Source organism: Aquabacterium parvum, from assembly GCF_001447195.1.
Classification (GTDB): domain Bacteria; phylum Pseudomonadota; class Gammaproteobacteria; order Burkholderiales; family Burkholderiaceae_C; genus Aquabacterium; species Aquabacterium parvum.
Genome location: NZ_LFRI01000330.1, coordinates 1 through 16,088, shown reverse-complemented (window position 1 = coordinate 16,088; position 16,088 = coordinate 1). Strand labels below are relative to the sequence as shown.

Sequence of the window (16,088 nt, the reverse complement as noted above, 5' to 3'; positions counted from 1 at the left end):
CCCAGAAGGAAGTTGAACACCATGGCTGTCGCCGCCCTGCCGTCTGGCGAATCGACCGCACCGATCACCGAATCTGGCCTGCCGCCCCCGACCGACGAGGCCATCCGTCAGGATTCGGTCAGGCTGGTTTACCGCCAGACCAGCGCGGGCCTGATCGGTCACTTCCTCGGCTGGGTGGTCTGCACCCTGGTGTACTGGGAACACGTTCCCCATCACATCCTGTGGGGCTGGAGCCTGGCCTTCGGTGTGCTCTGGACGGGCCGCTTCGCCAACCTGCTCAGCTACGAGCGCGCCGCCCTGCAAGGCCGGGTCGAGCCGGCTCGTTGGCTGCGCATGTGGAACACCGGGGCCATCATCGGCGCTGCGCTGTGGAGCGTGGCCGGGCTGCTGTTCTACGCACACGGAGGCGCCTTCGAGCGCGCCTTCCTGATGCTGACGATCTATTCGTTCGCCATCGGGGCCGTGCCCTACATGGCCTCGCAGACGCCGCTGTTTCTGACCTGTATGGGCCTGTACTTTGTGCCCATGATCCTGCGCACCGCGCTCAATGGCGGCGAGCACGACCTGAAGATGGCCGGCATCTGGTGCCTGCTGTGCCTGTGCACGCTGGCGCTGGGGCGGGCCTTTCGCAACATGTTTGGCGAAATGGTCAGCCTGCGTTCGCACGCGCAAAACCTGGCCAAAAAGCTCCATGGCGAGATGAAGGCAGCAGAAGCCGCACAGCGCGACGCCGAGACCGCCAACCGCGCCAAAACGCAATTCTTTGCAGCCGCCAGCCACGACCTGCGCCAACCCCTTCACGCGCTGGGCCTGTTCGCCGAAGCCCTGCGCAGCCGCAGCAAGGACGAAGGCGTGGCCCAGCTGGTCAACAGCATCAACAGCTCGGTCGATGCCCTGGAAGGCCTGTTCAGCGAGCTGCTCGACATCACCAAGATCGACACCGGCGGCGTGGACATCGAGCCCGAGCACTTCGCCATGCATGACCTGTTCACGCGCATCAGGCTGCACTTCGAGCCCACCGCTTTCGAGAAGGGGCTGATGCTGAGCTTTCACGGCGAGCAGCATTTCGCCTACGCCGACCCCTTGGTGGTCGAGCGCATCCTGCGCAACCTGATCTCCAACGCCATCCGCTACACCGAAGACGGCGGCGTGCTCGTTTCATGTCGCCGCCGGGGCGACCAACTGCTCCTGCAGGTCTGGGACACGGGCATCGGCATTGCCGAAAAGGAGCAGGGCCGCATCTTCGAGGAGTTCTACCAAACGCAGAGCAACCGCCCACTCGAGCCCCACCACCGCAAGGGCCTGGGGCTGGGGCTGGCCATCGTCAAGCGCCTGGCAGGCCTCATGGACACCGACCTGACCCTGCGCTCGCGCGTGGGGCATGGCACCGTGTTCAGCTGCTTGCTGCCCATCGGACGGGCTCCGCGGCTGCAACCGGTGGCGCCCACCAGCAAGTCTTCGCTGGGCGTCACGCTCGACCGCCGCCACATCGTCGTGGTCGAGGACGAAGTCGCCGTGCTCGAGGGCCTGCAGGTGCTGCTCAAGGGCTGGGGTGCCACCGTGAGTGCCTTCGACTCGGTTCGCTCGGTCGAAGAGTGGCTGGCGCGCACCAGCGGTGACAAGGACCTGCCTCGCCCCGACCTCATCATGGTCGACTACCGGTTGCCCGAACAGCTGACCGGCATTGACGCCATCAAGAAGCTGCGCGAGCGCTTCGGCCAGGACCTGCCGGCCATCCTCGTCACCGGCAGCACCATGACGCAGCACGAAGAAGAGGCCCGCCAGCACAACTTCCACGTGCTCCTCAAGCCCGTGGTGCCGACCAAGCTGCGCGCGATGATTGCGTTCAAGCTGAGCCTGCGCTGAAGGGCGCTGCGCTGCAGCCCTCCCGGGCCTGGCGCATCACTTCATCACGGCCTGGCCGCCCCTGGCACTCAAGCCTGGCAGATCGCGGCCTTGGCCGCTGCGTACTCGGCTTTGAGGCGCGCCACCAGCTCGGCCGTCGGCAGCACCTGCTTGATGGCGCCGATGCCCTGGCCGCAGCCCCAGATGTCCTTCCAGGCCTTGGCCTCGCCGGCGTTCTTGCTGCCAAAGCTCATCTGGCTCGGGTCGCCATCGCCCAGTGCGTCCGGGTCCAGGCCCGCCGCGATGATCGATGGACGCAGGTAGTTGCCGTGCACGCCCGTGAACTTGCTCGAATAGAGGATGTCGGCGCTGCTGCTGTCGACGACCATCTGTTTGTAGGCATCGACCGCGCGGGCCTCTTCGGTGGCGATGAAGGCCGAGCCGATGTAGGCGAAGTCGGCGCCCATGGCCTGAGCCGCCAGGATGGATCGGCCATTGGCGATGGAGCCTGACAGCGCCAGCGGACCGTCGAACCACTCGCGGATCTCTTGAACCAAGGCAAACGGGCTCAGCGTGCCCGCATGCCCACCAGCGCCTGCCGCCACGGCGATCAGGCCATCTGCGCCCTTCTCCACCGCCTTGTGCGCAAACCGGTTGTTGATGACGTCGTGCAGCACCACGCCACCGTAGCCATGCACCGCCTGGTTGACGTCCTCGCGCGCGCCCAGCGACGTGATGATCACCGGCACCTTGTGCTTGATGCACATCTCCAGGTCGTGCTCGAGCCGGTCATTGCTCTTGTGCACGATCTGGTTGATGGCAAACGGCGCGGCAGGCTGATCGGGATGTGCTCGGTTGTGCGCGTCCAGCGCTTCGGTGATCTCGGCCAGCCACTCATCGACCTGCGACGCCGGGCGGGCGTTGAGCGCCGGCATCGAGCCCACCACACCGGCCTTGCACTGCGCGATCACCAGCTTGGGCGTGCTGAGGATGAACATCGGCGATGCGATGACGGGGAACGGGACGCGTTTGAGCACTTCGGGCAAAGGCATGACATCTCCTCTTGTGTCGTTCACGGGTGATCAAAAAACAAAAGGGACACCCTGGCCGACCGGGGTCGGTTCGGGGTGTCCCTTTTCAGGTTGCCATCCTGACAGGATCAGGCGCTGGCAGCGTGGTACAGATCAGCAGAGCTGGATCAGAACGCGTCCACCGGCATGGCGGAAACGCTGTCGCCGCCTTCCAGCACGGTGTCGCGCAGCGAAGCCACGCGGGCCAGGATGTGGTCGCCGTAGAAACGCGCGGTGGCGATCTTGGCGGTCATGAAGGCAGCGTCTTCACCGGCGGCCAGCTTGTCTTCGGCCACGATCAGCGAGCGGGCCAGCTGCCAGCCAGCGACCAGGTTGCCAGCCAGCATCAGGTAAGGCACCGAGCCAGCGAACACGGCGTTCGGGTTGGCCTTGACGTTGGCGAGCACGAAGTCGACGACCTGCAGGAAGGACTCGCGGGCGGCCTTGAGCTGCTTGGCCAGCTTCTTGCCGGCTTCGCTGCTGCGGGCGTTCAACTGGCCTTCGGTGTCGGCGATCTGGGCGGCGATGGCCTTGGCCACGGCGCCACCATCACGGGCGGTCTTGCGGCCGACCAGGTCGTTGGCCTGGATCGCGGTCGTGCCTTCGTAGATGGGCAGGATGCGCGAGTCGCGGTAGTACTGGGCGGCACCGGTTTCTTCGATGAAGCCCATGCCACCGTGCACCTGCACGCCAAGCGAGGTGACTTCGACCGAGTTCTCGGTCGAGAAGCCCTTGATCAGCGGCACCAGGAACTCGTAGAAAGCCTGGGCCTGCTTGGCCACGGCGGCGTCCGGGTGGTTGTGAGCCGTGTCATAGGCGGCGGCACCGACCAGGGCCATGGCGCGAGCGCCTTCGATCAGGCCACGCATCGTCAGCAGCATGCGCTTGACGTCCGGGTGGTGGATGATGGCGACCGATTCCTTGGCCGAGCCATCGACCGGGCGCGATTGCACGCGGTCGCGGGCGTAGGCCACGGCGTGCTGATAGGCACGCTCGGACACGCCGATGCCCTGCACACCCACGTCGTAGCGGGCGGCGTTCATCATGATGAACATGTACTCGAGGCCGCGGTTTTCTTCGCCGACCAGGTAGCCGATGGCGCCGGCGCCGACTTCGCCCTTGTCGTCACCGTAGACCAGCACGGCCGTGGGCGATGCCTTGATGCCGAGCTTTTCTTCGATGGAGGCGCAGTACACGTCGTTGCGCTTGCCCAGCGAGCCGTCGGCGTTGACCATGAACTTGGGCACCACGAACAGCGAGATGCCCTTGACGCCTTCGGGCGCGTCGGGGGTGCGGGCCAGCACCAGGTGGACGATGTTCTCCACCATGTCGTGCTCACCGTAGGTGATGAAGATCTTCTGGCCGCTGATGCGGTAGGTGCCATCGTCCTGCTTGACGGCCTTGGAGCGCACCAGGGCCAGGTCGGAGCCGGCTTGCGGCTCGGTCAGGTTCATGGTGCCGGTCCACTTGCCGGAGACCATGTTGGGGATGTAGCGGGTCTTGAGCTCGTCGCTGCCAGCGGTCAGCAGGGCCTCGATGGCGCCACCGGTCAGGATGGAGCACAGCGAGAAGCTCAGGTTGGCGGCCATGGTCTGCTCGACGCAGGCGGCACCGATGATCTTGGGCAGGCCCTGGCCACCGTATTCGGTGGGCTGACCCAGGCCTTGCCAGCCGCCTTCGGCCAGCGCAGCGTAGGCTTCCTTGAAGCCCTTGGAGGCGCGCACGACGCCGTTGTCCCACGAACCGTGGTCCTGGTCACCCGACCAGTTCAGGGGCGCAACCACGCCTTCGTTGAACTTGGCGGACTCTTCCAGGACGGCCTGGGCGGTCTCGTAACCGGCGTCTTCGAAGCCGGGGATCTGGGCGATCTGGTCGATGCCAGCCAGTTCCTTCATGCAGAACAGCTGGTCCTTGACGGGGGCGATGAATGCCATGGTGTCTTGCTCCACTGCCGCCGTTTTAAACACGGCGGCTTCAGACGGAAAAAAGGGGCGTCTTGCAGGACGCCCCGTTTGAGGTGCTCAGTCAGAAACGAGCTCTGCCTGCATCACCTTGGATGATGCCATCACAGGGCCTTGATCAGCTCCGGCACGGCCGTGAACAGATCGGCTTCAAGGCCGAAGTCGGCGACCTGGAAGATCGGGGCTTCGGGGTCCTTGTTGATGGCCACGATGACCTTGGAGTCCTTCATGCCGGCCAAGTGCTGGATGGCGCCGGAGATGCCGACGGCCACGTACAGCTGGGGCGCGACGATCTTGCCGGTCTGACCGACTTGCAGGTCGTTGGGGGCGTAGCCAGCGTCCACGGCAGCGCGCGAGGCACCCAGTGCAGCGCCCAGCTTGTCGGCCAGGGGCGACATGACTTCGTTGAACTTGTCGGCAGAACCCAGGGCGCGGCCACCGGAGACCACGATCTTGGCGCCAACCAGCTCGGGGCGCTCGGACTTGGTCACTTCGCGACCGACGAACGAGGACTTGGCCGAAGCAGCGACGGCAGCCAGGGTTTCGACGGCAGCCGAACCACCGGTGGCAGCAGCGGCGTCAAAGGCGGTGGCGCGAACGGTGGCGACCTTCACGGCGTCGGCCGATTGCACGGTGGCGATGGCGTTGCCAGCGTAGATCGGGCGCTCGAAGGTGTCAGCGGAGACGACCTTGGTGATTTCCGACAGTTGGCCGACGTCCAGCTTGGCGGCGACGCGCGGAGCGACGTTCTTGCCCGAAGCGGTGGCGGGGAACAGGATGTGGCTGTAGCTCGAAGCCACGGCCAGGACCTGGGCTGCCACGTTTTCAGCCAGGGAGTCGGCGAAAGCAGCGCTGTCAGCGTGCAGGACCTTGGCAACGCCAGCCACTTGAGCGGCGGCAGCGGCGGCGGCACCGGCGTTGGCGCCAGCGACCAGCACGTGCACATCGCCACCGATGGCCTTGGCGGCGGTCACGGTGTTCAGGGTCGAGCCCTTGATGCTGTTGTTGTCGTGTTCAGCAATGACGAGAACGGTCATTTGGGTCTCCTCAGATCACTTTGGCGTCGTTCTTGAGCTTGGCAACCAGGGTGGCCACGTCGGGCACCTTGATGCCAGCGGAGCGCTTGGGCGGCTCGGCGACGGTCAGGGTCTTGATGCGGGGGGCAACGTCCACGCCCAGATCGGCCGGCTTGACGGTGTCAAGGGGCTTCTTCTTGGCCTTCATGATGTTGGGCAGCGTGACGTAGCGCGGCTCGTTCAGGCGCAGGTCGGTGGTGACCACGGCCGGCAGGCTCAGCGACACGGTTTCCAGGCCGCCGTCGACTTCACGGGTGACGTTGACCTTGTCGCCAGCGACTTCCACCTTGGAGGCGAAGGTGCCTTGGGGCAGGTCGGCCAGGGCAGCCAGCATCTGGCCAACCTGGTTGCTGTCGTCGTCGATGGCTTGCTTGCCCAGGATGATCAGCTGAGGCTGTTCCTTGTCGACCAGGGCCTTGAGCACCTTGGCCACGGCCAGGGGCTGCACGTCGCCGTCGGTTTCAACCAGGATGCCGCGGTCAGCGCCGATGGCCATGGCCGTGCGCAGGGTTTCCTGGCATTGAGCGGGGCCGACGGAGACGGCGATGATCTCGGTCACGACGCCCTTTTCCTTCAGGCGGGTCGCTTCTTCAACGGCGATTTCGTCGAAGGGGTTCATGGACATCTTGACGTTGGCGATGTCGACACCAGAGCCGTCGGACTTCACGCGAACCTTCACGTTGTAGTCCACAACCCGCTTGACCGGAACGAGAGCCTTCATGCGTTGTTCTCCTGCGTCATGAGGATGAGTTGATTGAAAAGGGCCGTGCCTCAAAAAGCACGATCGTTCGATTCTAACGCGAAGTCGAGGGATTTCCGCATCATTTATCCGGCCAGGATGGGTCAAGTGGGACAAAATCGCTTCCTCTGTCGCCGTCTCTGCCCCGCATGACCGTTCACCCCCCGACCACGTCCGCCGAAACCGGCCGTGACCTGCGTCTGAGCATTGGCGTGTTCGACTCCGGCGTGGGAGGGCTGTCCGTCCTGCGGGTGCTGCGCGAGCACTTGCCCCATGCGACCTTGCTTTATGTGGCGGACTCCGGGCATGCGCCATATGGCGAAAAATCCGAGGCCTTCATCACGGAGCGCTCGCACGCCATCGCCGACTTCCTGTTGGCGCAAGGTGCCGAGGTGCTGGTGGTGGCCTGCAACACCGCCACCGCCACGTCGGTGCATGCGCTTCGCACGCGCCACCCTCACCTGCCCATCGTCGGGATCGAGCCTGGCGTCAAACCGGCGGTGGCGGCGTCAGCGGCCCGCAAGGTGGGCGTGCTGGCCACGCCGGGCACCCTGGCGAGCGGGCGCTTCGCGCGCCTGATCGAGCAGCACGCCGGCGACGCACAGATCCTGCCGCAGCCCTGCCCGGGCCTGGCCAAGGCCATCGAAGGCGGGCAACTCGACACCCCTTTGCTGCGCGAGCTGATCCAGGGCTTTTGCGCACCGCTCAGGCAAGCGGGTGTGGACACCGTCGTGCTGGGCTGCACGCACTACCCCTTCGTGGCGCCCCTGATCGCCGAGGCCATGGGCCCGGGGGTGCAGCTGATCGACACCTCGGACGCGGTCGCCCGCCAGACGGTGCGGCTGGCGCGTCGTGCGCTGTCATCGGCCGAGCGACTCGAGGGGGAGCCCGCCGCCGGGCGCACCCGCCTGTGGACCAGCGGTGACCTGGCCGCGCTGCGGCACTTTTGCACGCCCTGGATGGCCGAAGAAGCGACCTTCGAGGCCCTGCCCACCGCGTAAAGCGTGAATTGGACCGGGTTCACCGGTCAGATGCCACTTTTCGCAAATTTCACGCGTTCCCCGGCTCAAGTCTCATGGAGCCGGGCCGAAACCCCCGACAGAGGAAACGGGCCTCCGAGCCCGATCTGCTTTTCTGTCAGCCCTGCTTTTTCTGGGGAACGCGTCATGGCTTCACTCATTCCGTCGCTGTCTACTGCTCAGATCGCTGCCCTGTCTACGCAGTCGATCGTCAACCTGAGCACAGCCGACTGGGCCTTGTTCTCCACGGCGCAGGCGGCTGCGCTCACCACCGCCCAGGTGGCGGTGATCGAGACGGCGGACTTCCGGGCCATGACCACCTCTGCGGTGTCGGCGCTGACCGACGACCAGGTCGATGCCCTGACCACCCGGCAATGGGCGGCGATGACGACCCAGCAGGTCGCCGCGCTGACCACCGCCCAGTTGCAAAACCTCGACGCCACCGACATTGGCGCGCTGAGCACCGTGCAGCTGCGAGCGCTGAGCACCGACAGCATCGCCTCGTTGACCACCGAGCAGATCGCCGCGCTGCGCACCCAGCAGATTTCCGCATTGAGCAACGCTCAGCTGCAGGCCCTGACGACCACGCAGATCGCCGCCATCGAGACGGCCGACATCCGCGCACTGACCGGCCTGCAAGTGGCTGCCCTGACCTCGGACCAGGTCGCGGCGCTCACCACCGAGCAGGTCAGCTCGATGGAAACCGCAGACATCCGTGGCCTGACGACGGCCGCAATCCGCGCCCTGTCCGATGACCAGATCGCCTCGCTGGGCACGGCCCAGGTCCTGGCGCTGACCAGCACCCAGTTCGCGGCCTTCACCACCGCCCAGATCGGCGCCATCGAGACCGAGGACATCCGCGCGCTGAGCGCCGCGCAGCTCACGCAGCTGACCACCGCCCAGATCACCGGCCTGAGCACCGCCCAGGTGGCGGCCATCAGCACAGCCAACATCCGCTTCCTGTCGCCGGCCCAGGTCGCCGCACTGAGCTCCGAGCAAGCTGCCGCGCTGACCACGCAACAGATCGTGGCGATGGAGACCATCGACGTCGCCTCGCTTTCCACGGCGGCCTTGTCGGCCATGGGCACCGGCCAGATCCAGGCCCTGACCACGGCCCAGACCTCGGGCCTGACGGCGGCGCAGATCCAGGCGCTGTCGACCGAACAACTGCGCGCCTTTGATGTCGCCGACATCCGCGCGCTGCGCGCCGTCCACCTCGCCAACCTGTCGACCGAGCAGGTGGCTTCGCTCGGCACCGACCAGGTCGCCGCGCTGACCACCGCCCAGGTGGCCCTGCTGGGCACCGACCAGGTCAACTCGCTGACCTCGGGCCAGGTGGCCGCGCTGAGCTCGCTGCAGATCGCGTCGCTGACCACCCAGCAGCTCGCTGCCATGGGCACCGAGCAAGCCGCTGCGATCGAAACGGCTGACATCGCCGCCTTGGGCACCGCCAAGATTTCGGCGCTCAACACCGATGCATTGGCCGCCCTGACCTCCGAGCAGATCGGCGCGATGACCTCGCTGCAGGCCGCCGCCCTGACCACCCGCCAGCTGACCGCGATGTCGACCGAGCAGGTGGCCGCGCTGGAGACCAGCGACATCCGCGCCATGACGAGCGGCCAGTTCGCCGCCCTGTCGTCCGACCAGGTGGCCGCGCTGAGCACCGCCCAGATCGCCGCGATCGACGCGCTGGACATGCGCATGGTCAAGACCGCCGCCATCGCCGCGCTCGACACCGACCAGGTGGCCGCGATGACCACCGCCCAGGTGGCCACGCTCACCACGGCCCAGGTGGCCGCGCTGTCTTCGACCCAGATTGGCGCCATCGAAACGGCCGACATCGTGGCCCTGCAATCGGCCCAGTTCGCCGTGCTCAACAGCGAGCAGGCTTCGGCGCTGAGCGCCGCCCAGGTGGCCGCCATCGACGCGCTGGACGTGCGCGCACTGAGCACCGGCGTGATGTCTTCGCTGGCATCGGACCAACTGGCCGCGCTGACCACCGCCCAGATGGCCGCACTGACCACCACGCAGCTGCGCGCCCTGACCACCGAACAGATCGGTGACCTGCAGACCGCCGACGTGGCCGCCCTGAGCACCTTGCAAGTGGCGTCGCTGACCAACGACCAGGTCGCTGCCCTGACCACCGCGCAGATCGTCGGCCTGACCACCGCCCAGGTGGCCGCGCTGACCACCGCCCAGTTCAGCAACCTGAGCACCGAGCAGATCGCCGCCATGGAGACGGCCGACCTGCGCGCCCTGACCCCGGCTCACTACCTGGCGATGAGCTCGGATCAGCTGACCGCGCTGTCGAACGCCCAACTGGCCGCCATCGAAACGGCCGACCTGCGCGCCCTGACGACCACCGCCCTGGCCGCGCTGGACACCTCGCAGATCACCGCCCTGGGCACCGCCCAGATCGCCGCGCTGACCACGGCGCAGGCCGCCAACCTGACCACCGAACAGCTGGCCTCGCTGAGCACCGCCAGCATCGCCGCCTTGACCACGGCCACGACCGCCGCGCTCAAGACCGAGCAGCTGGTGGCGCTGACGTCCGAGCAGGTCGCGGCGCTGGAGACGGCCGACCTGCGCGCCCTGAGCACCGCCCAGATCCGCGCCCTCGACACCGCGCAGATCGAAGCCCTGACCTCGTCGCAACTCAACAACCTGACCTCGCTGCAGATCCGCGCGCTGAGCTCGGAGCAGATCCAGGCCATCGAAACCGCCGACCTGACCGCGCTGAGCCTGGCCAACATGGGCCTGCTGCTCGACCCGCAAGCCGGCTACTTCAGCACCGAGCAGGTCGCTGCCCTGACCACCAGCCAGGTGGCCGCCTTGCGCACGGGCCAGCTGTCGAACTTCGACTCCGCGCAGATCGCGGCCATGACCACGGCCGAGGTCGCCGCGCTGACCCGCCTGCAGGTCGCCAGCATCTCGGGCGCGCAGGCCGTCGGCCTTGACACGGCACAGGTGGCCGCGATCAGCACGGCCAACATCTCCGCGCTGGGCACCGCCGCCGTCGCCGCCCTGTCCACCGACGTCATCGAGTCGATGAGCGACGCGCAGTACCGCGCGCTGACCTCGACCCAACTGGCCGCCTTCGGCACCGAACAGATCGTCGCCATCGAAACGGCTGACCTGGCCGTGCTCAACACGGTTCAGCTGCGCGTGCTGGGCACCGCTGCCATCGCCGCCCTGACCAGCGACCAGATCGAAGCCCTGGGCACCGCGCAGGTCAACGGCCTGACGGTGCAGCAAGTCGCCGCCCTGACCACCGAGCAGATCACCAACCTGGAAACCGCCGACGTGCGCGCGCTCAACACCGCGCAGATCGCCGGCCTGCAAGGCGCCCAGGTGGTGGCCTTGAGCACCGATCAGATCCAGGCCCTGGGCACCGCCGCCATCGCGGCCCTGACCACGGCCAATGTGGCCCTGCTGGAAACCGAAGACCTGGCCGCCATGAGCTCGGCCCAGATCGGCGCCCTGACCACGGCACAGCTGGGCGCGCTCAGCAGCGATCAGTTCCTGGCCATCGACACCGCTGACCTGCAGGCGCTCAACGCCGCGCAACTGCTGTCCATGGGCTTGACCGGTGTGGAAGCGCTGTCGACCGACCAGATCGCCGCGCTCAGCAGCGCCCAGATCCGCGCCCTGAGCACCACCCAGATCCACGCCCTGAGCACCGAGCAACTGGCAGCCATCACCACCGCCGGTGTGCAGGCCATGACCAGCGCCCAGACCCTGGCGCTGACCACCGCCCAGGTCGAAGCCATGACCACCGCACAGGTGGCTGCGCTCAACACCGCCAACATCCGCTTCCTGAGCGCCGGGCACATCGAGGCCCTGGACACCGCTCAGGTGGTGGCCCTGACCACCGCCCAGGCCAGCGCCCTGACCACGCAGCAAGTCGCCGCGCTCAGCACCGAGCAGACCGCCGCGATCGAGACCGCCGACCTGGCCGCGCTGAGCTCGGCACAGGTGGTGGCCCTGGGTGCCGCCAACGCGGCCGCACTGACCACGGCGCAGGTGGTGGCCTTGACCACCGCCCAGGTCGCCGGGCTGACCACGGCCCAGGTGGCCGGCCTGTCGTCCGAGCAGATCGAGGCCATGGAAACCGCCGACGTGCGCGCCATGACCGCCGCCCAGACCGCCGTGCTGAGCACCGCACAAGCTGAAGGCCTGACCACCTCGCAGATCGCGGCCATGGGCACGGCCAACGTGCGCGCCCTGAGCAACGACGCCCTGGCATCGCTGACCTCCGAGCAACTCAACGCCCTGAGCACCGCCCAGGTCCAGGCCCTGAGCACCGCCCAGATCGCCAACCTGACCACCGACCAGCTCAGCAACCTGGAGACCGCTGACGTCGCCGCCCTGTCGTCCGCGCAGATGCAGGCGATCTCGGCCGCCAACTTCTCCAGCCTGGGCTCGCAGCACATCGCCGCGCTGACCACGGCCCAGGTCGCCACGCTGACCACCGCGCAAGCGCAGGCCCTGCAAACGGAACAACTCGAAGGGCTGACCACCGCTGGCGTGCGCGCCCTGGGCACCCAGCACTTCGCCGTGCTGGACTCTGCTCAGCTGGACGCCTTGAGCACCGCACAGGTGGCCGCCATCGAAACCGCTGACCTGCGCGCCCTGAACGCAGGCGAGCTCAGTGGCTTGGGCACCGACGACATCGTCGCGCTGAGCACGGCGCAGTTTGCCGCGCTGCAAACCGCGCAACTGGCGGCCCTGGCGACCGAGCAGATCGAAGTCATCGAAACCACCGACCTGATGGTGCTGTCCGCAGCGCAAGTCAACGCCCTGGGCGCCGACGGCATCGCTGCGCTGACCACCGGCCAGGTGTCCGTGCTCAAGACCGACCAGGTCGCGGGCCTGAGCACCGCCCAGGTCGGCGCCCTCGACACCGCCCAAGTGGCCGTGCTGAGCACCAGCGCCATCCGCGCCCTGACCACCGCGCAAGCGGCCACGCTGTCGACCGAGCAGGTCGCCGCGCTGGAGACGGCGCAAGTGGTGGCGCTGAGCACCGCCAGCATGCGCAACCTCACCAACGACGCCGTGGCCGCGCTGACCACCGGGCAGGTCACGGTGCTGAGCACCGCCCAGACCGCGGCCCTGTCGAACGCGCAGGTCGGCGCCCTGACCTCCGACCAGATCCAGGCCCTGCAGACCCGCAACGTCGCCTTCCTGAGCACCGCCCAGGTCCAGGCACTGGGTGAAGCAGGCGCCGACGTGCTGACCTCGGCCCAGATCGCCGCCCTGACCTCGGCCCAGGCCGCTTCGCTGACGACCGCCCAGGTTTCCACGCTGAGCACCGATCAGATCGCCGCCCTGAGCACGGGCAACGTGCGGGTGCTGACCACGGCCCAAGCCGCTGCGCTGAACTCCGAACAGGTCAACGCCTTCAGCACCGCACAAGTCGCCGTGCTGAGCACCGCCGACGTCCGCGCCCTGACCACCGACGCCATCGGCGGCCTGAGCGCCACGCAAATGGCGGCGCTGAGCACCCTGCAAGTCGCTTCGCTGACGACCACGCAGGTCCAGGCCCTGGCCACCGACCAGGTCGCGGCCATGGAGACCGCCGACATCCGCGCCCTGACCACCGCCCAGGCCATGGTCCTGAGCAGCGAGCAGGCTGCGGCGCTGACGGCCAACCAGATCGCCGCGCTGGAAACCGCTGACCTGCGCCTGATGTCCACCCTGGCCATCAGCGGGCTGACCAGCGACCAGGTGGCCGCCCTGACCTCTGCCCAGGTCGTGGCCCTGAACAACGCCCAGGTCGCCGCCCTGAGCACCGAACAGGTCGCCTCGATCGAGACCGCCGACATCCGCGCCCTGAGCGCCGCGCAAGCGGCCGTGCTGAGCACCGCGCAGGTCGAGGCGCTGACCTCGGGCCAGATCGCCGCGCTCAACACCGCGGCCCTGCGCAGCCTGACGACCGCCGCCGTGGCCGCCCTGTCGACCGACCAGATCGAAGCCCTGGGCACCGCGCAGATCGCCAACCTGACCTCGCAGCAAATCGCCGCGCTGTCGACCGACCAGCTCGCCAGCATCGAGACGCAGGACATCGCCGCGCTGGGCACCGCCCAGATCGCCGCGATCAGCGCCGGCAAGTTCTCGGCGCTGACCGCTGACCAGATCGCTGCGCTGACCACGGTGCAAGTGCCTCGCCTGAGCGCCGCGCAAATCGCCGCGATGACGACCGAGCAGATCGCCGCCATCGAAACGGCCGACTTCCGCCTGCTCAGCAGCACCCAACTGGCTGCCCTGCAGACCGCGCAGATCGCCGGCCTGACCACGGATCAGATCCAGTCGATCAGCTCGGCCAACATCCGCTTCCTGGATGCGGTCGACGTGGGTGCGATGAGCACCGAGCAGTTGCGCGCCCTGACCACCGCCCAGGCCCTGGGCCTGACCACGGCCCAGGTCGCCGCGCTCGACACCACGCAAGTGGCCGCCCTGGAAACCGCCGACCTGGCCGCCCTGGGCACCGCGCAAATCAACGCGCTGGGCACCGCCGGCATCGTGGCCCTGAGCACCGACCAGGTCGCCGCCCTGAGCACGACCCAAGTCAGCCGCCTGACCAACGCCCAGGTCACCGCGATGACCAGCGACCAGCTCAACGCCATGGAAGCCGCTGACCTGCGCGCCCTGAGCACCGCCCAGCTCAACGCCATCGGCACGGCCAACTTCGAAGGCCTGAGCACCGCGCAGATCGCCAACCTGACCTCGGCCTCGCTGCGCGGCCTGGACAACGCCCACGTCGCGGCGCTGACCACCGAGCAACTGGGCGCCATCAGCACGGCCAACATCCAGACGCTGACCAGCACCCAGATCCAGGCGCTGGGCACCGAACAGATCGCCTCGCTGAGCACCGCCCAGTTCGCCGCGCTGCAAACCGCACAGCTGCGCATGCTGGCCAACGAAGACGTGACCGCGCTGACCACCGAGCAGGTGGTGGCGCTGACCACGGCACAGATGTCGGCCTTCACCAGCACGCAACTGGGCCAGCTCAGCTCCGAACAAATCGCTGCGCTGGAGACCGCTGACCTGCGCGCCCTGACGGCTGCGCAACTGGTGGGCCTGACGACCGATGCGGTGAACAGCCTGAACACCGAGCAGATCGGCGCCATGACCAACGCCCAGTTGACGGGCCTGACCACCACCCAGGTGGCCGCCCTGTCGACCGAAGCGATCGAGGCCCTGAGCACGGCGCAGATGGCCGCGTTCAGCACGGCAGCGCTGCAGGCCCTGACCACCGACCAGATCGTGGCGATGGAAACCGCCGACCTGCGCGCCCTGACCATGACCCAGTCGACCGCCTTCACGGGCAGCCAGATCACGGCGATGACGGCCGAGCAGATCGACGCGCTGCTGGCCACCTCGCCCATCGTGCTGGACCTCGACGGCAACGGCGTGAGCACCCTGGCGGCCAGCGCTGGCGTGAACTTCGACCTCAACGCCACGGGCAACGCCCACCAGGTGGGCTGGGCCAGCGCCACGGACGGCCTGCTGGTGCGTGACCGCAACGGCGACGGCATCATCAACGATGGCTCCGAGCTGTACGGCAACGGCACGCGCCTGGCCGATGGCTCTCGCGCTGGCAACGGCTACGAGGCCCTGGCGATGGAAGACGCCAACGGCGACGGTGTGCTCAACCAGGCGGATGCGGCTTTTGCCGACCTGCGCCTGTGGGTGGACGCCAACAGCGACGGCGTGACCGATGCGGGCGAGCTGCACACGCTGGGCGAGTTCGGCATCACGTCGATGAACCTGGCCTACACGCACACGGACACGATGGACAACGGCAACCTGTTGGCGATGTCTTCGAGCTACACGACCAGCGATGGTCAGTCGCACGACATGGCGGACGTGTGGTTCCGTCGGGACACGGGTGACGCAAACGGTGTGACCGACCTGCAGGCAGCCGATTTGCTGGCGGCGCCGACGGACTCGGTGCTGGCGGCGGTGGGCAGCGGTGGCGGCAGCAGCGCGGGTGGGGCCGAGGCCTCGTCGTCGGGCGGTGCTGCGGTGGCCGATGGCGGTGGCGCGGCCGACCAGGTGATGGTGGACACGGCGGCGATTGCTGCGGTGCAGGGGCTGGCCGATGCAATGCTGGAAGAGCAGCAGCGGCAAGTCTTGATCTGATCGGGCTGCTGGATGGCAGCGAGGGCGGCCCCTTTTGGGGTCGCTTTTTTTTGGGCGCTTTGTCGGGGCAGCGCGAGGCGGGGGCTGCGGCGCTGTGCGGGCACCCGAGTTCGACACCAAATGCTGTAAGTGGTTGATTTGACTAGGTTGACCTAGTCAGCGTGCCACTACAGGAGGGATAACTGGAGTTCGTTGCTGAGCTTTTTGACCTTCAAGGCGGCCATGGTGGCGGC

Annotated in this window: 7 protein-coding genes; 3 read left to right on the top strand and 4 right to left on the bottom strand. The window is 67.6% G+C overall.

The window, feature by feature from the left end; all coding sequences use genetic code 11:
* The first annotated feature begins 21 nt into the window (after positions 1–21).
* Positions 22–1,866, top strand: coding sequence for an ATP-binding response regulator (locus tag ABG80_RS11210; RefSeq protein WP_083506026.1), 1,845 nt, complete (start codon positions 22–24; stop codon positions 1,864–1,866).
* A 68-nt stretch (positions 1,867–1,934) separates the two neighbouring features.
* Here ABG80_RS11210 and ABG80_RS11205 read toward each other — a convergent pair whose 3' ends face one another.
* The 4 genes from ABG80_RS11205 to ABG80_RS11190 all read right to left on the bottom strand — a co-directional run bounded on the left by ABG80_RS11205 (position 1,935) and on the right by ABG80_RS11190 (position 6,673).
* Positions 1,935–2,897, bottom strand: a complete 963-nt coding sequence (locus ABG80_RS11205) for an NAD(P)H-dependent flavin oxidoreductase (RefSeq protein ID WP_058087751.1) — start codon at positions 2,895–2,897, stop codon at positions 1,935–1,937.
* A gap of 146 nt (positions 2,898–3,043) precedes the next feature.
* On the bottom strand, positions 3,044–4,849 hold the full coding sequence (locus ABG80_RS11200; RefSeq protein WP_058087783.1) for an acyl-CoA dehydrogenase: 1,806 nt from the start codon (positions 4,847–4,849) through the stop codon (positions 3,044–3,046).
* 131 nt (positions 4,850–4,980) lie between these two features.
* On the bottom strand, positions 4,981–5,913 hold the full coding sequence (locus ABG80_RS11195; RefSeq protein ID WP_058087750.1) for an electron transfer flavoprotein subunit alpha/FixB family protein: 933 nt from the start codon (positions 5,911–5,913) through the stop codon (positions 4,981–4,983).
* Between the two features lie 10 nt (positions 5,914–5,923).
* Positions 5,924–6,673: an electron transfer flavoprotein subunit beta/FixA family protein gene (locus tag ABG80_RS11190; RefSeq protein ID WP_058087749.1), complete on the bottom strand. Its 750-nt coding sequence runs from the start codon at positions 6,671–6,673 to the stop codon at positions 5,924–5,926.
* A 167-nt stretch (positions 6,674–6,840) separates the two neighbouring features.
* Here ABG80_RS11190 and murI point away from each other — a divergent pair, with 167 nt between their 5' ends.
* Positions 6,841–7,692 (top strand): glutamate racemase, encoded by an 852-nt coding sequence (gene murI / locus ABG80_RS11185; RefSeq protein ID WP_058087748.1) that lies wholly within the window; start codon positions 6,841–6,843, stop codon positions 7,690–7,692.
* Positions 7,693–7,857: 165 nt separating this feature from the next.
* Entirely contained in the window at positions 7,858–15,855 is a 7,998-nt protein-coding gene (locus ABG80_RS11180) for a beta strand repeat-containing protein (protein WP_058087747.1), read from the top strand.
* The last annotated feature ends 233 nt before the right edge of the window (positions 15,856–16,088 follow it).